Origin of the sequence: Ramlibacter tataouinensis (assembly GCF_027941915.1) — a bacterium.
Taxonomy (GTDB): domain Bacteria; phylum Pseudomonadota; class Gammaproteobacteria; order Burkholderiales; family Burkholderiaceae_C; genus Ramlibacter; species Ramlibacter tataouinensis_C.
In genome coordinates this window covers 774,626-791,342 of the sequence record NZ_CP116009.1, presented here as the reverse complement: position 1 = coordinate 791,342, position 16,717 = coordinate 774,626, and the positions used below count along the sequence as shown (strand labels likewise).

At 70.8% G+C, this 16,717-nt stretch carries 15 protein-coding genes; 8 read left to right on the top strand and 7 right to left on the bottom strand.

Translation table 11 applies throughout. The features are described from left to right. Nucleotides 1–8: 8 nt before the first annotated feature. Nucleotides 9–1,079, bottom strand: a complete 1,071-nt coding sequence (locus PE066_RS03585; RefSeq protein WP_271235195.1) for an SDR family NAD(P)-dependent oxidoreductase — start codon at nt 1,077–1,079, stop codon at nt 9–11. Next, nucleotides 1,076–2,191 (bottom strand): NAD-dependent epimerase/dehydratase family protein, encoded by a 1,116-nt coding sequence (locus PE066_RS03580; RefSeq protein ID WP_271235194.1) that lies wholly within the window; start codon nt 2,189–2,191, stop codon nt 1,076–1,078. The genes PE066_RS03585 and PE066_RS03580 overlap by 4 nt, the downstream gene beginning before the upstream one ends. A 163-nt stretch (nt 2,192–2,354) precedes the next feature. On the opposite strand from PE066_RS03580, the gene PE066_RS03575 reads away from it, so the two are divergent. The 4 genes from PE066_RS03575 to ygiD all read left to right on the top strand — a co-directional run bounded on the left by PE066_RS03575 (nt 2,355) and on the right by ygiD (nt 6,027). Continuing rightward, a complete protein-coding gene (locus PE066_RS03575) occupies nt 2,355–3,500 on the top strand; it encodes an inositol-3-phosphate synthase (protein ID WP_271235193.1) in 1,146 nt (381 codons plus the stop codon). Beyond that, nucleotides 3,497–4,432, top strand: coding sequence for a beta-xylosidase (locus PE066_RS03570; RefSeq protein ID WP_271235192.1), 936 nt, complete (start codon nt 3,497–3,499; stop codon nt 4,430–4,432). Before PE066_RS03575 ends, PE066_RS03570 begins: the two co-directional genes overlap by 4 nt. Beyond that, nucleotides 4,429–5,055, top strand: a complete 627-nt coding sequence (locus tag PE066_RS03565) for a histidine phosphatase family protein (protein WP_271235191.1) — start codon at nt 4,429–4,431, stop codon at nt 5,053–5,055. The genes PE066_RS03570 and PE066_RS03565 overlap by 4 nt, the downstream gene beginning before the upstream one ends. A 108-nt stretch (nt 5,056–5,163) precedes the next feature. Next, nucleotides 5,164–6,027, top strand: a complete 864-nt coding sequence (gene ygiD / locus PE066_RS03560; RefSeq protein WP_271235190.1) for a 4,5-DOPA dioxygenase extradiol — start codon at nt 5,164–5,166, stop codon at nt 6,025–6,027. A 42-nt stretch (nt 6,028–6,069) separates the two neighbouring features. Here ygiD and PE066_RS03555 read toward each other — a convergent pair whose 3' ends face one another. Continuing rightward, entirely contained in the window at nt 6,070–7,050 is a 981-nt protein-coding gene (locus PE066_RS03555; protein WP_271235189.1) for a hypothetical protein, read from the bottom strand. A 10-nt stretch (nt 7,051–7,060) separates the two neighbouring features. Then, complete coding sequence (locus tag PE066_RS03550) at nt 7,061–8,023, bottom strand: UDP-glucuronic acid decarboxylase family protein (RefSeq protein WP_271235188.1); 963 nt, start codon at nt 8,021–8,023, stop codon at nt 7,061–7,063. Between the two features lie 205 nt (nt 8,024–8,228). Between PE066_RS03550 and PE066_RS03545 the strand changes: the two genes are divergently transcribed. Both PE066_RS03545 and PE066_RS03540 read left to right on the top strand, forming a co-directional pair. After that, the gene (locus PE066_RS03545) at nt 8,229–9,668 is read left to right on the top strand and encodes an NAD-dependent succinate-semialdehyde dehydrogenase (protein WP_271235187.1); all 1,440 of its coding nucleotides are present in this window, start codon (nt 8,229–8,231) and stop codon (nt 9,666–9,668) included. A gap of 122 nt (nt 9,669–9,790) precedes the next feature. Further along, nucleotides 9,791–10,351, top strand: coding sequence for a DUF2062 domain-containing protein (locus tag PE066_RS03540; RefSeq protein ID WP_271235186.1), 561 nt, complete (start codon nt 9,791–9,793; stop codon nt 10,349–10,351). Nucleotides 10,352–10,381: 30 nt separating this feature from the next. On the opposite strand, the gene PE066_RS03535 is transcribed toward PE066_RS03540, so the two are convergent. Further along, a complete protein-coding gene (locus PE066_RS03535; RefSeq protein WP_271235185.1) occupies nt 10,382–11,167 on the bottom strand; it encodes an SDR family NAD(P)-dependent oxidoreductase in 786 nt (261 codons plus the stop codon). A gap of 106 nt (nt 11,168–11,273) precedes the next feature. On the opposite strand from PE066_RS03535, the gene PE066_RS03530 reads away from it, so the two are divergent. Next, a complete protein-coding gene (locus PE066_RS03530; RefSeq protein WP_271235184.1) occupies nt 11,274–11,654 on the top strand; it encodes a hypothetical protein in 381 nt (126 codons plus the stop codon). Between the two features lie 12 nt (nt 11,655–11,666). On the opposite strand, the gene PE066_RS03525 is transcribed toward PE066_RS03530, so the two are convergent. Both PE066_RS03525 and PE066_RS03520 read right to left on the bottom strand, forming a co-directional pair. Beyond that, nucleotides 11,667–12,341 (bottom strand): NAD(P)H-binding protein, encoded by a 675-nt coding sequence (locus tag PE066_RS03525; protein ID WP_271235183.1) that lies wholly within the window; start codon nt 12,339–12,341, stop codon nt 11,667–11,669. Nucleotides 12,342–12,491: 150 nt separating this feature from the next. Next, on the bottom strand, nt 12,492–14,273 hold the full coding sequence (locus tag PE066_RS03520; RefSeq protein ID WP_271235182.1) for a DEAD/DEAH box helicase: 1,782 nt from the start codon (nt 14,271–14,273) through the stop codon (nt 12,492–12,494). A gap of 223 nt (nt 14,274–14,496) precedes the next feature. On the opposite strand from PE066_RS03520, the gene PE066_RS03515 reads away from it, so the two are divergent. Beyond that, nucleotides 14,497–16,686 (top strand): DUF1631 family protein, encoded by a 2,190-nt coding sequence (locus PE066_RS03515; protein ID WP_271235181.1) that lies wholly within the window; start codon nt 14,497–14,499, stop codon nt 16,684–16,686. The last annotated feature ends 31 nt before the right edge of the window (nt 16,687–16,717 follow it).

Genomic DNA, 16,717 nt, shown 5'->3' with positions numbered 1-16,717 from the left:
GGACTGCGTCAATGGGCTGCGGCGGCGGCCTGCAAGTCGGACTCCGGCGCCGGCGGCCGGCGATGCAGGCCCAGCCAGGCGTGCAGCCGCGCGATGCCCGCGGCCGACGACACCCTGGGCCGCCAGCCGGTGGCCTGCTCGAAGGCGCGCGTATCGCTGACGTAGTAGCGCTGGTCGCCGGTGCGCCACTCGTCGAAGGCCACCGCCGGCGGACCCCCCTCCAGCACCTGGATCCGGTCGATCAGGTCGAGCAGGCTGATGGCGTTGCGCGGGCCGCCGCCGATGTTGAAGGCCCGGCCGGCCAGCGCCCGGCCGTTCTGCTCCGCCAGCAGGAAGGCATGGACCAGGTCCTCGACGAACAGGATGTCGCGCACCTGGCGCCCGTCGCCGTAGATGGTGATCGGCTGGCCGTTCATCGCGCGCAGCAGGAAATGCGCGACCCAGCCCTGGTCCTCGGTGCCGAACTGGCGCGGGCCGTAGATGCAGCTCATGCGGAACACGACCGTGCACAGGCCGTAGCTGCGCGCGTAGTCCAGCGCGTACTGGTCGGCCGTGCCCTTGGAGCAGCCGTAGGGGCTGTGGAAATCCAGCGGGCGGCGCTCGGACACGCCGCGGGCCTGCACCGCCAGGTCGAGCGGCTGGTAGTGCCGGCCGATCGGCTGCAGGGCGAGGTCGGCCAGGTCGCCATAGACCTTGTTGGTCGATGTCATCAGGAAGAAAGGGGGCACGGGGCGTGCCCGGATGGCCTCCAGCAGGTTGAGCGTGCCCTGGGCGTTGATCGCGAAGTCGGTGCGCGGATCGGCCAGGCTGGTCGTCACCGCGACCTGCGCCGCGAAATGGAAGACCTGGGCAACGCCGGCCACGGCCTGCTGCACGGCCTGTTCGTCGCGCACGTCGCCGGTGACCACCTGCAGCGCCTGGCCGTGCTGCTCGCGCAGCCAGGCCAGGTTCTGCTCGACGCCCGGGCGCGACAGGTTGTCCAGGATGCGGACCTTGCGGCCCATGGCCAGCAGGCGATGGGCGAGGTTGGATCCGATGAAGCCGGCGCCCCCGGTGATCAGGGTCAGCGGCCCGCTCATACGGTGAGTCCCCGGGCGCTGAGTTCGGCGCTGGCCTGCGCCACCTTGTCCACGGCCGCCTGCCCGGCCAGCCAGGCCGACAGCTCGGCCATGCCGTCGTCCAGCGTGACCTGCGGCTCGTAGCCGAGCACCTGCCGGGCCCGGGAGATGTCGGCGAAGCAGTGGCGGATGTCGCCGACCCGGTACTTGCCGACGATCTCCGGATCCATGGCTGGCCGGCCCATCACCCGGGCCAGGCGCGCGGCAATGGACCGCACGGTCTGGGGCTGGCCGCTGCCGATGTTGAAGACTTCGCCGGCGGCCCGGGCCGACTGCAGCGCCAGTCGGCAGCCGCGGGCCACGTCGTACACGCTGACGAAGTCGCGCTGCTGCAGGCCGTCCTCGAAGATCCGGGGCGGGCTGCCGTTGAGCAGGCGCGAGGCAAAGATCGCCAGCACGCCGGTATAGGGATTCGAAAGCGATTGCCTCGGACCGTAAGCATTGAAGAATCGCAACGCAACGGCATCGAAATTGTATGCACGAGCTGCCAGCAGGCACATGCGTTCCTGGTCGTACTTCGACAGCGCATAGATCGAGGCCAGTGCCGGGCTCTTGCTCTCCGGCGTCGGGACGGGTTGCAGCAGGCCACCGCCGGGTTCGTGCAACTCCCAGTCGCCGCGCTTCAGCTGCTCGAGCGTGCGCTCGCCGGCCTCGGCCACCTGGCCGCTCGCGTTGCGGTACAGGCCTTCGCCGTACAGGCTCATGCTGGAGGCCACCACCAGCCGCTGCACCGGCCGGGCGATCAGGGCTTCCAGCAGCACGGCGGTGCCGAGGTTGTTGGTGCGGGTGTAGTGGGCGATCTCGTACATGCTCTGGCCCACGCCCACCGCGGCCGCAAAGTGGAAGACCGCGTCGATGCCCTCGAGTGCGCGGGCCATCGCATCGGCGTCGCACACGTCGCCGACCTGCAGTTCGACATCGGGGTCGAGGTAGGGCGGCCGCCGCCGCTCCTCGCCATGCACCTGTTCAACCAGGGCGTCGAACACCCTCACCCGATAACCGTGGCGCAACAGCTCGTCAGCCAGATGCGATCCGATGAAACCGGCGCCCCCGGTGATCAGGACATTTCGCATGGTTTTTCGTTCTTAGGAGGAAACCGATGTTATGTGTTTACGCTGTGTCCGTGGGTCGGCCTCTAACGCTTCATGAAAATATTCGCATCGATGGGCAGGAAACCTGCGAGGAGGAGCTCGTTGCGCAAGTAGGATGTGCCGCTGGCTGTTGCAGGAGCGATGCATGTCTGCCATTCGGGTCGCGATCATCGGCGTGGGCAACTGCGCCTCAGCGCTGGTGCAAGGCGTGCATTTCTATCAAGATGCAACAACTGAAGATTTCGTGCCGGGGCTCATGCACGTCGATCTCGGCGGTTACCTGCCGCGCGACATCGAGTTCAGCGCGGCCTTCGATGTCAGTGCACACAAGGTCGGGCTCGATCTGGCCGAGGCGATCCACGCCGCGCCCAACAACACCATCCGCTTTGCCGAGGTGCCGCCGCTGGGCGTGACGGTGCACCGCGGCATGACGCACGACGGCCTGGGCACGTACCTGCGCGACGTGGTGCCCAAGTCCAGCGCCAGCACGGACGACATCGTCGGCATCCTCAAGGCCACCAAGACCGACGTGGTGGTGTCGTACCTGCCGGTCGGCTCGGAGATGGCCACCAAGTGGTATGTCGAGCAGGTGCTGGAGGCCGGTTGCGCCTTCGTCAACTGCATCCCGGTGTTCATCGCCTCGGCCCCGTACTGGAACAAGCGCTTCGCCCAGCGCCGCCTGCCCATCATCGGCGACGACATCAAGTCGCAGGTGGGCGCCACCATCGTGCACCGCATCCTCACCGACCTGTTCAGGAAGCGCGGCGTGCGGCTGGACCATACCTACCAGCTCAATTTCGGCGGCAACACCGATTTCCTCAACATGCTCGAGCGCGAGCGGCTGGCGTCCAAGAAGATCTCCAAGACCCAGGCGGTGACCAGCCAGCTCGGCCATCCCATGCAGGCAACCGACGTCCACGTCGGACCGAGCGACTACGTTCCCTGGCTGGCCGATCGCAAGTTCTGCCACATCCGCATGGAAGGCACGGGGTTCGGCAATGTCCCGATGCAATGCGAGGTGAAGCTGGAGGTGTGGGACTCGCCCAACTCGGCCGGCGTGGTAATCGATGCGATCCGCTGCGCCAGGATCGCGCTCGACCGCGGCATCGGCGGCGCGCTGAATGGCCCTGCCGGCTATTTCATGAAGTCGCCGCCGCTGCAGTTCAGCGACGACGAGGCGCGCGAACTGGTCGAGGCGTTCATCCGCGGCGACGGTGCGTTGCGCCCGCGCCGCCGCCGCAACGCCAAGCCTGCCGTCCCGCTCGCACCCAAGGCCCTCAAGAGCTCATGATCGAAGCCGTCAAGTTCTGGAACGAACCGAACAACAAGTCGCACTGGGACCTGGAGCTGGACCCCGAATGGTCCCGCTTCGCGCAGATGGTGCAGCTCGCGGCCGCGGCCGTGAAGGCCGAGAGCCCGCCGCTCACGCGCGTGCTGGGCGGCATCTCCCCGATCGATCCGCTGTTCATGCAGCGGCTGCGCGATGCCGGTGCGCTGCGCGACCTGGATGCCGTGGCGGTCCATGGCTTTCCGCTCGACTGGAACCATTGGCCCATCGACGAGTGGCCGGCCCGGCTGGCCGAGATCCAGGCCGTGCTGCCGCTGCCGGTGTGGGTGACCGAAGTGGGTGTGTCCAGCTTCGGGGCGGAAGAGGTGCAGGACTGGGGGCTGAAGCGCACGGCCGAGCTGCTGCTGGGGCGCGCGCCGCGCATCCATTGGTACTCGCTGTACGACCTGCCGCGGGCGTGGCCGGCGACCACCCGGCACCGCGAGGCCGAGGGCTCCAGCTACTACCGGCACTTCCACATGGGCCTGCTGCGCGAGGATGGTTCGCCCAAGCGGGCCTGTGCGCGCTTTGCCGACTACACACCCGGCCTGGGCATCTGCCAGTGGTTCCACTTCGAGGACCCCCGGCTGGATGACGCGGTGCGCTGGCTGCACCGGCTGGGCGTGAGGAAGCTGCGCACCGGGCTGTCCTGGGCCGACAGCTTCCGGCCAGGCGCGGATGCATGGTTCGACCGGCAGATGGCCGCGCTGGAGGCGTTCGACGTCACGCTGACCTTCTGCTTCACGCCCGAGCACCGCGGCCTGAACCCGCACCACACCAGCGCGCCCCAGGTGCCGCAGGAGTTCGCCGAGTTCTGTGCGCGCATGGTGCGGCGCTATGCGCCGGCGCGGGGTGCATCGGCCGGCGCGGCCGAGGGCGAGGTGGCCGTGGCGTGACCACCTTCCTGCTCGTGCGGCACGGCGCCCACGACTGGCTCGGGCGCGGCATCGCCGGGCGGCTGCCCGGCGTATCGCTCAATGCGCACGGCTGGCTGCAGGCCGAGGCGCTGGTGCGCCGCCTCGACGGCTGGGACATCGCGGCGATCTACAGCAGCCCGCAGCCGCGCGCGCAGGAGACGGTGGCGCCGCTGGCCGGCCGGCGCCGGCTGCCGGTGCGGGTGCTGGACGCGTTCGACGAGATCGATTTCGGCGAATGGGCCGGGCGCGATTTCGAGGCGCTGGCGCGCGAGGGCCAGCGCTGGCGCGACTGGTGCGAGCACCGCAGCCAGGCCCGGCCGCCCGGCGGCGAGACGCTGCCGCAGGTGCGGCAGCGCGCCGTGGAGGCCCTGGAGCAACTGCGCCAACGTCATCCGGCCGGCGCCGTGCTGATCGCCTCGCACGGCGACGTCATCAAGGCCGTCCTGGCGACTGTCCTCCACATGTCGCTCGACGACCTGGAGCGTTTCGAGGTAGCCCCCGGCTCCCTCAGCATCGTCGAGGCGGGCCAGGGCTGGCTGCAGGTGAGGCTGGTGAATGCGACGGGGGGCGATGTCGAACCGGGCCAAGGCCCCGGGACCTGAGGTCTCAGCATCTGCCATCTCGGCGCAAGCCGGCTGTGTCACTCGCTGGCGCCTGCAGGCCCTCGGCTTCGGCGCTATCCTGCGCCGACTTCCCTTCAAAGCCGCACCATGACCCAGACCCGCATGCCCGCCGCCTTCATCGGCCACGGCAGCCCGATGAACACGCTGGAGACCAACCGCTTCACCAGCGCCTGGCGCGAGCTCGGCCGCAGCCTGCCGCGGCCGCGCGCCATCCTGTGCATCTCGGCGCACTGGTTCATCCAGGGCAGCGCCGTGACGGCGATGGAGCGGCCGCGCGTGATCCACGACTTCTTCGGCTTTCCGCGCGAACTGTTCGAGTACGACTACCCGGCACCCGGCTCGCCCGAGGTGGCCGGCGAGATCGCCGACGTGGTGCAGCCGGCCTACGTCGGGCTGGACGAGGACAGTTGGGGCCTGGACCACGGCACCTGGTCGGTGCTGGCCCACATGTTCCCGGATGCCGACGTGCCGGTGCTGCAGCTGTCCATCCACAGCGGCGAGTCGCCGCAGTACCACTTCGACCTGGGCGCGCGGCTGGCGCCGCTGCGCGAGCGCGGCGTCTTCATCCTGGGCAGCGGCAACGTGGTGCACAACCTGCGCCGCATCGACTGGGGCCTGGACGATCGCGCCTGGGACTGGGGCGAGCGCTTCGACGCCGAGGTGCGCCGCATCATGACCAGCGACCCGCAGCAGCTGCTGTCGGTGCAGGCCCATGCCGACTACCGGCTGTCGGTGCCGACGCCCGAGCACTTCATCCCCCTGCTGTACCTGGCCGGGCTGGCGCATGCCGGCGGCGAGACGGTTGCGCCCTTCGCCGAGGGCGGCACCATGGGCGGCATCACGATGACCAGCTATGCGCTGGGCGGTGCGGTGCCGCGCGCCAGTTCCGGTGCGACCGCCGGCGAACTGCCGGATCCGGGCGTCGTTCCGCCGCAGCAGACCAACCTCTGAGCGCCGGGTATCGGCGGCGAGAAGCCGGGCTGGGCTCGATGTTCAGCCCGGCGGGCAAGGCGCAGCGGCCGCCGTGCTCCATGCCGACAGGGCCGCGGCCACCTCGTCGACCAAACCCGCCCAGTCGCCGGCACGGCGCTGGCGGAACAGGCGCATCGACGGGTACCAGGGCGAGTCGCTGCGCCCGTCCATCCAGCGCCAGTCGGCTTCGTGCTTGAGCAGCAACCAGGTCGGCCGGCCCTGGCCGCCTGCCAGGTGGGCGGCCATGCCGTCGATGGCGATCACGAGGTCCATCTGCAGCATGGCGGCGGCGGCATCCTCGATGCGGTCGGTGCGCTGCCACAGCGGCACCACGGCGGGGTCCAGCGCGGCTGCATGCGCTGCCGGACCCTGCTGCAGCGCGTGGAAGCGAACCCCGGGACAACGCAGCAGGGGGGCCAGCACCGGCCACGGCAGGGAGCGGCTGCTGTCCCAGTCGCTGGCGGCCCAGAGCAGGCCGACCCGCACCCGGCCCTGGCCCGGCTCCTCCCCGATCCGCAAGCGCGAGCGCCGGCCGGCCTGCCCGGCCAGGTGCGGATAGGGCGGCGGCAAGGTGGCGGCCGTGGTGCGCAAGGCATAGGCCAGTTCCATCACCTCGATCTCGACCTCGTGCTTCGGCCAGTGGGGACCTTGCCAGCCGTCGTGCACCTGGCCCAGGCCCGGCGCGCCGGTGAGCAGCGCCACGAGGGGCGGTTGCACCATCAGGTGCAGCTCGCGGGCGCGCTGTCGCAGCAGCGGAACGAAACGCAGGAACTGCAGCGTGTCGCCCAGTCCGTGCTCGCAGCGCACCAGCACGGTACGGCCCTCGAACGGGGTGCCGTCCCAGCACAGGTGCCAGGGCCGGCGCTCGAAGCCGGGCTGCGATTGCATCCGGCGGCGCGGGATTTCCAGCGCGTCGGTGGCGCGCCAGGCCGCGGCCCAGTCGCCCGCGCGCATCGCGGCCATCCAGCGTGCGCCCACGTCATCGGGCGCCAGCGGCTCCAAGTCGCGCCTTTCAGTGCACCGGCTGCAGCAGTTCCTCGAAGTACGCGATGGTGCGCCGCAGGCCTTCGCCCAGCTGCACCTTCGGCTCCCAGCCGAGCTGCTGGCCGGCGAGCCGGATGTCGGGCCGGCGCTGCTGCGGGTCGTCGGCGGGCAGGGGCTTGAACACCAGCTTCGAGGAGGAGCCGGTGAGCTCGATCACCTGCTCGGCCAGCTCGCGGATGGTGAACTCGTGCGGGTTGCCGAGGTTGATGGGTCCGGGCAGCGGACCGCCATGCGCCATGTAGGCGACGAAGGCGTCGACCAGATCGTCGACGTAGCAGAAGCTGCGCGTCTGCCGGCCCTCGCCGTAGATGGTGATGGGCTCGCCGCGCAGCGCCTGCACGATGAAGTTGGACACCACCCGGCCGTCGTTGGGGTGCATGCGCGGGCCGTAGGTGTTGAAGATGCGGCCGATGCGGACGTCGACGCCGCACTGGCGGTGGTAGTCCATGAACAGCGTCTCGGCGCAGCGCTTGCCTTCGTCGTAGCAGCTGCGCAGGCCGACCGGGTTGACGCGGCCCCAGTAGGCCTCGGGCTGGGGGTGGACGTCCGGGTCGCCGTAGACCTCGCTGGTGGAAGCCTGGAACACGCGCGCCTGGGTGCGCCGGGCCAGCTCGAGCACGTGCAGGGCGCCCAGCACGCTGGTCTTGACCGTCTGCACCGGGTCATGCTGGTAGTGCACCGGGGAGGCCGGGCAGGCCAGGTTGTAGATCTGGTCCACCTCGAGCTGCAACGGCAGCGAGACGTCATGGCGCATCAGCTCGAAGCGCGGATGGTCCAGCAGGTGCTCGATGTTGCGGCGCGCGCCGGTGAAGAAGTTGTCGACGCAGATGACTTCATGGCCGAGGCCGAGCAGCCGGTCGCACAGGTGGCTGCCCAGGAATCCGGCGCCGCCGGTGACGAGCACCGGGCGGCTGGCGTTGTACTTGCGCATGGGGTTGCTGCTCCTGCGATGAAGAACGCCCCCTCCTGAGGCGTTTATATCGAGTGACCGGGCTCTTGTGCGCGCGGCCGACTGCGGCAGAGTTCTTTTTTTTTTGCGGGGCGCTCGGCTGGAAGCGGCCATCCCGACGCCGTCGGAATCCGGATTTGTCAATCACCGACAATCAACGGTTTTCTCCCCCGCTCTCAGCGAAACCATGACCTACCGGAACACCCAGCTCTTCATCCATGGCGAGTGGCAGGACGCCGCCGATGGCCGCACCCTGGCGGTGCACAACCCGGCAACCGGCCAGGAGATCGGCCGCGTGGCCCACGCCGGCAGGGCCGACCTCGACCGTGCGCTGGAATCGGCCCAGAAGGGCTTCGAGACCTGGCGCGACATGACGGCCGCCGAGCGCAGCAAGATCATGCGCAAGGCCGCCGGCCTGATGCGCGAGCGGGCCGAGGCGATCGGCCGCCTGCTGACCCAGGAACAGGGCAAGCCGCTGGTGGAAGCCAAGGGCGAGGCACTGGCCGCCGCCGACATCATCGAGTGGTTCGCCGAAGAGGGCTTCCGTGTCTACGGCCGCATCGTGCCCTCGCGCGGCAACTTGGCGATCCGCCAGATGGTGCTGAAGGACCCGGTCGGCCCGGTGGCCGCGTTCACGCCCTGGAACTTCCCGATCAACCAGGTGGTGCGCAAGGTCGGCGCCGCGCTGGCCGCCGGCTGCTCGATGCTGGTGAAGGCGCCGGAGGAAACCCCGGCGGCGCCGGCCGAGCTGGTGCGCGCCTTCCAGGACGCGGGCCTGCCGCCCGGCGTGCTGGGGCTGGTCTATGGCGATCCGGCCGAGATCTCCAGCTACCTGATCCCGCATCCGGTGATCCGCAAGATCACCTTCACCGGCTCGACGCCGGTGGGCAAGCAACTGGCCGCCATGGCGGGCCAGCACATGAAGCGGGTGACCATGGAGCTGGGCGGCCACGCGCCGGTGATCGTCTGCGAGGACGCCGACATCGCGCTGGCGGTCAAGTGCGCCGGCGGCGCCAAGTTCCGCAACGCCGGCCAGGTCTGCATCTCGCCGACGCGCTTCCTGGTGCACGAGAGCATCCGCAAGGATTTCGCTGCCGCGCTGACGAAGCATGCGCAGGGCCTGAAGGTCGGCGACGGCCTGGCCGACGGCACGCAGATGGGCCCGCTGGCCAACCCGCGCCGCCTGACGGCCATGGCCGAGTTCACGAAGGACGCGGTCGAGAAGGGCGCCAAGGTGCTGGCCGGCGGCGAGCGCATCGGCGATGCGGGCAACTTCTGGCAGCCCACCATCCTCGACGAGGTGCCGTTGCAGGCCAAGGTGTTCAACGACGAGCCGTTCGGGCCGATGGCCGCGATCCGCGCGTTCGACAAGCTCGAGGACGCGATCGCCGAATCGAACCGCCTGCCCTACGGGCTGGCCGGCTATGCCTTCACCCGCTCGCTGAAGAACGCCGACCTGCTGGCGCGGCGCGTGGAAGTGGGCATGCTGTGGATCAACATGCCCGCCATGCCCTCCGCCGAAATGCCCTTCGGCGGCATCAAGGATTCGGGCTACGGCAGCGAAGGCGGGCCGGAGGCGCTGGACGCATACCTCAACGCGCGCGCGGTCGCCGTGATGAACGCCTGATCCTGGCGTTGCCGATCCCGCCCCCGCGGCGGGATACGGGTGTTGCATTCAGTGGCCCAGCGCGCGATGGCTGGCCGCCACCACCGCGTGATCGCGGCCGCTGGCCGCGCTAACCTTGCTCCATGTTCCAGCGATTGCGCGGCCTGGTTCCCACCCGCGATGCCTTGCAGCGCAACCGCTGGCTGCGCTGGCTGGGGCCGGCGCTGCACCATCCGCGCCTGTGGCACCTGAGCCGCCGCGGGCTGGCCATGGGCGTGGCCCTGGGCGTGTTCTTCGGCCTGCTGTTCCCGCTGGCGCAGATCCCGTTCTCCGCCGCGGCCGCCGTGGCGCTGCGCGCCCACGTGCCGGCGGCGGTGGCCAGCACGCTCGTATCCAATCCCGCCACCTTCGGGCCGATCTACTACGCGGCCTGGAGACTGGGCGCCGCGCTGCTCGGCGAGGCGGGACCTGCGCCCGGCGATGCCCTGTCCGAAACCGCGCCGGAGGAGGGCGCGACGCCCGACGCCGGCTGGTTCGGCCAGGCGCTGCGCCGTGTCAAGGCGGTTGGCAAGCCCCTGCTGCTGGGCCTGTCGATCTTCGCCGTCAGCATGGGCCTGCTGTCGTACGTGCTGGCGTCGTGGATCTGGGCGCTGCGCGTGCGGCTGCGGCGCAAGCGGCGGCTGGCCGCCCGCACCCGCCCCTGAGAAATCGGGGTCAGGTACGAATTTCCGGCGTCACACCGGCACCGTGTAGTTCAGCGTCATCCGCCCGCCATCGACCACCACGATCTCGCCGGTGACGTAGCTGGCGGCATCGCTGGCCAGCCAGGCGACCACGTCGGCGATCTCCGCCGGCTCGCCCAGCCGCTTCATGGGCGTGCGGCTCAGGATGCGGTGCTTCGCGTCCTCGCTGGTCAGCACCGCCCGGGCCGCCAGCTCGGTGGCGATGGTGCCGGGCGCGACCGCGTTGACGCGGATGCCCTTGTCGGCCAGCGCCAGCGCCATCACCCGCGTGAGCTGGTTGATGCCGCCCTTGCTGACGTTGTAGCTGGCGATGGTGGGGATCGCCAGCACGCCGTTGACCGAACTCATGTTGACGATCGCGCCGCGGCCGGCCCGGGCCATCTCGCGCGCCACCGCCTGGCCGGCGAGGAAAGAGCCCTTGAGGTTGACGCGCAGCACCGCGTCGAAGTCGGCCTCGCTCACGTCGAGGAAATCCGCCGCCTTGAAGATGCCGGCGTTGTTGACCAGCACGTCGATGCGGCCGTGCCGCTGCATGACCTCGGCCACCATCGCATCGACCTGCGCCTTGTCGCCGACGTCGCAATGGACGAAGGCGCCGCCCAGTTCGGCCGCCAGCGCCTGGCCGCGCGCGTCCTCGATGTCGGCGATCACCACCTGCGCGCCGTCGGCGGCGAAGCGGCGGGCGCAGGCTTCGCCGATGCCCTGCGCAGCGCCGGTGACGATGCAGACGCGGCCTTGCAGGCCGAAGCGGATGGGGGAGTCGGTGGATCCGGTCATGGCGGCATCGTAGCGACGCCCGCGGCCGGGTGCCGGCCCGGCACGGCGGCTACCATCCGCCGTCCGCGAGCTGCCGATGCGCAGCCTCCAACCGGCAAGGTTCCGCATGCACTTCACCAAGGTCATCCTCTTCACCGGCGCCGACGGGCGCGCCCGCTTCCGCGAGGAGCGCGTGCCGCTCGACCAGGGCAAGCCCGAAGCCAGGCTGTCGGCGCTGCTGCCCAGCGGCGGGTACCAGCTGCGCCACAGCCCGGTGGGCTTTCGCAGCAGCTTCCACTGCTCGCCGCACACGCAGTGGGTGTTCATCCTGTCCGGCGCGATGGAGATCGGCCTGCAGGACGGCAGCTCGCGCGTGTTCCGTCCCGGCGAGCACTTCTGGTCGGCCGACCTGCTGCCGGACGGCGCGACGTTCGATCCGGCCGTGCACGGGCACCGCAGCGCGCAGGTCGGCCACGAACCGCTGGTGACGCTGTTCCTGCGCGGCTGAGGCGGCGCCGGATCAAGCCCGCGCCGACGCGCCCTGCATGGCGCCCGACGGCAGCACCGTGGTGCCGCGGGCCCGCGGCAGTGCCTGCAGCAGGGCGGCGGCCACGTCGGCGGCGCGGATCGAGCGGAAGTTGGCGGGAATCAGCGGTCGCAGCGCCGTGCTGACGCGCAGGGCCAGGACCTCGCCGGATCGCACCGGCTGACCGAGCGACTGGCGGTCGCCGGCCAGCATGGAGGGCCGCGCAATGACCAGCGCTTCGTAACCCAGCCCGGCCAGCGCGGCCTCGAGTTCACCCTTCACGCGGTTGTAGAAGATCGAGGACCTGGCGTCCGCACCCATGGCGCTGACGAGCGCGAGGCGGGTGGCGCCGGCTTTGCGCGCCGCCCGGGCAACGGCCAGGTTGGCGTCGTGATCCACGGCGCGGAAGGCCTGCTGGCTGCCTGCCACCTTGATGGTGGTGCCCAGGGCCAGATAGACCTCATCGACCGGCGGCAGCGCCGGCAGCGTGGCGAAATCGACGACGTGCTGCTCGAGCTTGGGGTGGGTCGCCGGCAGTTCGCGCCGCCCGAGGGTGTGGACCTTGGCCAGGCTCCGGTCGGCCAGCAGCCCCGCCAGGATCTCGCGCCCGACCAGCCCGCTGGCACCGGCCACGAGGGCGGTGCGGAAGGAGGCGGGCGCCGCACGCATCCGGCCATTGTGCGCCCCAGCGGCTGACGCGCGTGCGCCTTTCATGCCCTCCCGGTCAACGCGCGGACGGTCTTCCCGCGGGCTGGAAAGGTGCGGACCGGTCCGGCGGGCGGGTGCTGGATCGCGGCGCACGGCCGCGATGGCAAGGCGTCAGCGGCCGTAGCCGCGCGAGCCGCCACGGTTGCGGTTGCCGCCGCCACCGCCATTGCCGCCACCGCCGCCCCTGCGGCCGCTGTTGCCCATGGCGTCGATGCTGGTGCGCATCGGGTCGGGCTGGGCGTTGCCGCTGGCCGGGCGGCGCACGCCGATGGTGTCGCGCCGGCTGGGCAGGTTGGTGCGCAGCGGATCGACGTTGCGCGGCAGGCGTTCGTCGTCGCGCTCCTCGAAGCCATCGGCATCCTGCGCCAGGCGATCGTCGCGCGGCTGCTGCGGCGGGCGCGACTGCGCGTTGCCGTTGTGCGAACGCCCGTTCGGCGCGTGCGGGGGCTGGCCGGCCGGGCGGCCGCGCGAGCCGTCGCGCCGGGCGCCGCCCTCGGAGCCGTTGCGCGCGCCATTCGCCGCGCCGTTGCCGTTGCGCGGCGCACCCGCGGCGCCATTGCCGCCGCTGCGCGCTTCGCCGCCGGCGGGCTTGCGGGCGGAGCCGCCGCCCTTGTTGTCGCGGATGCGCTGCATCATCTCCTGGCGCGCCGCCTTGGCGGCAGCGGCCATCACGTCGCGGCTGGGCGGCTTGCCGGCGCCGCCCCAGAGCGTCTGGCGGCCCATGGCGATCGGTTCGGCGCGCTCGCCGGGCTCCGGCCCGAAGCCTTCGATCGGCTGCACCGGGATCTGCTGCTTGGTGAAGCGCTCGATCTCCTGCATGAAGCCTTCCTCGTCCAGGCAAACCAGGCTGACGGCCTGGCCTTCCTTGCCGGCGCGGCCGGTGCGGCCGATGCGGTGGACGTAGTCCTCGGGCACGTTCGGGATCTCGTAGTTCACCACGTGCGGCAGGTCGTCGATGTCGATGCCGCGGGCGGCGATGTCGGTGGCCACCAGGGCGCGGATCTCGCCGCTCTTGAAGCCGGCCAGCGCCTGGGTGCGCGCGCCCTGGCTCTTGTTGCCGTGCAGGGCCATGGCGGTGACGCCGTTCTTGTCCAGGAACTCGGCCACGTGGTTGGCGCCGAACTTGGTGCGGGTGAACACCAGCACCTGGCTCCAGTCGTGCTGCTGGATGATGTGGGCCAGCAGCTGCTTCTTCTTGGCCCGGCCGACCGGATGCACCACTTGGGTGATCCGCTGGACCGTGGTGTTGCGGGGTGTGACCTGGATGCTACGCGGATCGCGTAACAAAGAGTTTGCAAGGTCACGAATTTCATCGCTGAAGGTGGCCGAGAACAGCAGGCTCTGCTTCTCCTTGGGCAGCAGCGCCAGCACCTTCTTGACGTCGTGGATGAAGCCCATGTCCAGCATGCGGTCGGCTTCGTCGAGCACGAGCATTTCCACCGTCGACAGGTCCATGAAGCCCTGCTGCTGCAGGTCGAGCAGCCGGCCGGGCGTAGCCACGAGGATGTCGACGCCGCGCTTGATGCGGTCGATCTGGGGGTTCATGCCCACGCCACCGAAGATCACGGTGGAGGTCAGCGGCAGGTACTTGCCGTAGGTGCGGACGGACTCTTCCACCTGCGCTGCCAGTTCACGCGTGGGTGTGAGCACGAGGGCGGCGACGCCATCCACGCCGAACTTGTTGGTCTTGCTGCGCCCGGTGGTGAGCTTGTGCAGCATCGGCAGGGTGAAGGCGGCGGTCTTGCCGGTGCCGGTCTGGGCGCCGCCGAGGAGGTCATGGCCTTCCAGCACGGCCGGGATGGCCTGGGCCTGGATGGGGGTGGGGTTGTCGTAGCCCTGCTCGCGCACGGCCTTGAGGATGGCGGGTGCCAGTTTGAGTTCGTCGAATGTCATGAACAGCTTGAGCGCCAGACCCGGCGCGGGTATCGGCCTGTGCGGCGCCGCGGCGCCGAGCCAGTCAAAGGCAGATGGGGTTGAGTTCGGGAGGACGCGGCTGCGTTGGCCGGCGGCTCCCCAGCGAAGCGCTGAGCCCGCGCAAGCGACTGCTGTTCACGCGGGAGCCGCCATTGTCGCACGCTTCGCAAAGCCGGGTTCGCTGGCCATAATCAGCCCGACCATGGCCAAGATGCTTCCACGGCGAATCGGTGTCGCGGACGATCCGACGGCACTGCAACCCAGCCTCAACGACTGCCTGGACACCATGCTGGAGCAGGCCCAGCCGCTGATGGCCGAGGTGGTCCAGGCGCTGGTGCGCGGCGCCGCCCCGGTCGGCCCGCAAAGCGTGGGCGTGTTCCAGCAGCCCGGCATCCAGCAGGCGATCGCCGCGCTGGACGCACAGGCCGCCGCGGTGCAGGCCACCTACCAGGGCGAGCTCACCCGCATTGCGCGCGAAGGCGGCGGCAAGGATCAGGTGCCGACCGAGGTGCTGCGCTACGAGGACCTGCAACTGTTCGGCGACGACGAGCTCGACCAGAGCATCGAGGTCGCGCGGGCGCTGCAGGAGGTCTCGTTCGCGGTCGACGACGTGCTGCCGACGGTCGATGCCCTGGTCAGCACGCTGCTGGGCTGGCGCACCATCCAGCCCGGCCTGAACCCGCTGCGGCCCGAGGTCTTCGTGCGCGCGCTGCAGAGCACGCTGGCGGCCCACGTGCCGGACGCGCAGGCGCGAGAGACACTGATCGCGCCGGCGGCCGGCATGCTCGGCTCGCAGCTGCGCCGGCTCTACCGCGAGCTGTCCGACTGGCTGCTGTCCACCGGGGTCGAGCCGGCAGTGCCGATCGGGGGCAAGCTGCAGCAGGGCAGCGGGGCCCAGGGCAAGCAGGCCGCGGGCAGCATGGCCCGCACGCTGCTGACGCTGGACCGCCTGCGCAAGCTGCTGGCCGGCGACTTCGACCAGCCCGGCGGCAAGGCCGAGTTCCTGCACACGGTGCCGGCCTCGATGGCGCTGCTGCAGGAGCTCAAGCAGGTCGACACGCTGGTCAAGCGGCTGGAGCAAAGGCCCAAGGCAACACCGGCCGCGCCGGCGCGCCCCGTGGCGGAGCACGAGCCGGCGCCGCCGCTGCGGCTGGGCCACCAGCTCGGCGACGAGGTGCTGCGGCTGATGTTCGAGACGCTGGCCCAGGACGAGCGCCTGCTGCCCGGCTACAAGGAGCAGCTGCGCGTGCTGCAGCCGGTGGTGCAGAAGCTGGCGCAACAGGATTCGCGCTTCTTCAGCGACCGCGAGCACCCGGCGCGCCAGCTGCTCGATCGCGTCACCCAGCGCAGCCTGGCGTTCAAGAGGGCCGACGACGAAGGCTGGAGCCGCTTCCTCGATTCGGTGCAGTACGCCTCGCGCTGGCTGGCCGGCAGCAAGGTGGTCGATGCCGACACCTTCGGCGAGCTGTTGGCGCACCTGCAGAAGGTCTGGGCCGAGCAGGACCAGTCGGTGCGCCAGCGCCGCGAGGACGGCGCCCGCGCGCTGCTGCATGCCGAGCAGCGCAACCTGCTGGCGCAGAAGCTCGCCGCCGAGTTCGCCCAGGCGGCCGAGGGGCTGGACGTCGCCGCCTTCGTCGCCGATTTCCTCAAGGGCTCGTGGTCGCAGGTCGTGGCCGAAGCGCAGCTGACCTGCACCGACGGCTCGGACGATCCGTTCGGCTACCGAGCGCTCGTCGACGACCTGGTCTGGAGCGTGCAGAAGTCCACCTCGCAGCAGCGCCGCGCGCACCGATTGGCGCGGATGGTGCCGGCGCTGGTGGCCAAGCTGCGCGAAGGGCTGGCGCGCATCGCCTACCCGGCGGAGCTGACCGAGCGCTTCTTCGACAACCTGGGCGCGCTGCACGCCGCCGCCCTGCAGGGCGCGCAGGAGGCGGCGCGCAAGCGGGCCGCCGAGCTGGAGTCGGAGCCGCGCCCGGCCGGCGCCGAAGCGGCCGCCGAACCCTGGCTGGCCGACAGCGAGGTGCAGGAGTCCGGCTGGCTGGGCGAGGACTCGCTGCTGCCGCAGGAGCTGGCCGTCGCCGGCATTCCGTTCGAGGATTCCGGCCCGGCCGAGCCGGTGGCCGCCGGCGCCGGCGGCCTGCGCACCGGCACCTGGGCCGAGCTGGTGGTGGAGGGCCGCTGGACCCGCGTGCAGCTGACCTGGGCCAGCCCGCACGGCACGCTGTTCATGTTCACCTCGCTGGCCGGCACCGCGCACTCGATGTCGCGCCGCACGCTCGAGCGCCTGCGCGGCCAGGGCCTGCTGCGCGTCGTCGCCGACCGGCCGGTGGTCGACGACGCGCTCGACCAGGTGGCGAAGGCGGCGCTGAAGAACAGCCTGGCGAAAGAGTAGGGCCGGCGGGCCGGGCGAGGGCTCCCCGCCC

What these genes read in the sequence shown, in the direction of transcription:
- PE066_RS03570 (WP_271235192.1), top strand. Translation starts at nt 3,497, where the DNA reads ATGATCGAAGCCGTCAAGTTCTGGAACGAACCGAACAACAAGTCGCAC.
- PE066_RS03580 (WP_271235194.1), bottom strand. Translation starts at nt 2,191, where the DNA reads ATGCGAAATGTCCTGATCACCGGGGGCGCCGGTTTCATCGGATCGCAT.
- PE066_RS03540 (WP_271235186.1), top strand. Translation starts at nt 9,791, where the DNA reads ATGTTCCAGCGATTGCGCGGCCTGGTTCCCACCCGCGATGCCTTGCAG.
- PE066_RS03545 (WP_271235187.1), top strand. Translation starts at nt 8,229, where the DNA reads ATGACCTACCGGAACACCCAGCTCTTCATCCATGGCGAGTGGCAGGAC.
- PE066_RS03550 (WP_271235188.1), bottom strand. Translation starts at nt 8,023, where the DNA reads ATGCGCAAGTACAACGCCAGCCGCCCGGTGCTCGTCACCGGCGGCGCC.
- PE066_RS03515 (WP_271235181.1), top strand. Translation starts at nt 14,497, where the DNA reads ATGGCCAAGATGCTTCCACGGCGAATCGGTGTCGCGGACGATCCGACG.
- PE066_RS03530 (WP_271235184.1), top strand. Translation starts at nt 11,274, where the DNA reads ATGCACTTCACCAAGGTCATCCTCTTCACCGGCGCCGACGGGCGCGCC.
- ygiD (WP_271235190.1), top strand. Translation starts at nt 5,164, where the DNA reads ATGACCCAGACCCGCATGCCCGCCGCCTTCATCGGCCACGGCAGCCCG.
- PE066_RS03525 (WP_271235183.1), bottom strand. Translation starts at nt 12,341, where the DNA reads ATGCGTGCGGCGCCCGCCTCCTTCCGCACCGCCCTCGTGGCCGGTGCC.
- PE066_RS03520 (WP_271235182.1), bottom strand. Translation starts at nt 14,273, where the DNA reads ATGACATTCGACGAACTCAAACTGGCACCCGCCATCCTCAAGGCCGTG.
- PE066_RS03535 (WP_271235185.1), bottom strand. Translation starts at nt 11,167, where the DNA reads ATGACCGGATCCACCGACTCCCCCATCCGCTTCGGCCTGCAAGGCCGC.
- PE066_RS03585 (WP_271235195.1), bottom strand. Translation starts at nt 1,079, where the DNA reads ATGAGCGGGCCGCTGACCCTGATCACCGGGGGCGCCGGCTTCATCGGA.
- PE066_RS03575 (WP_271235193.1), top strand. Translation starts at nt 2,355, where the DNA reads ATGTCTGCCATTCGGGTCGCGATCATCGGCGTGGGCAACTGCGCCTCA.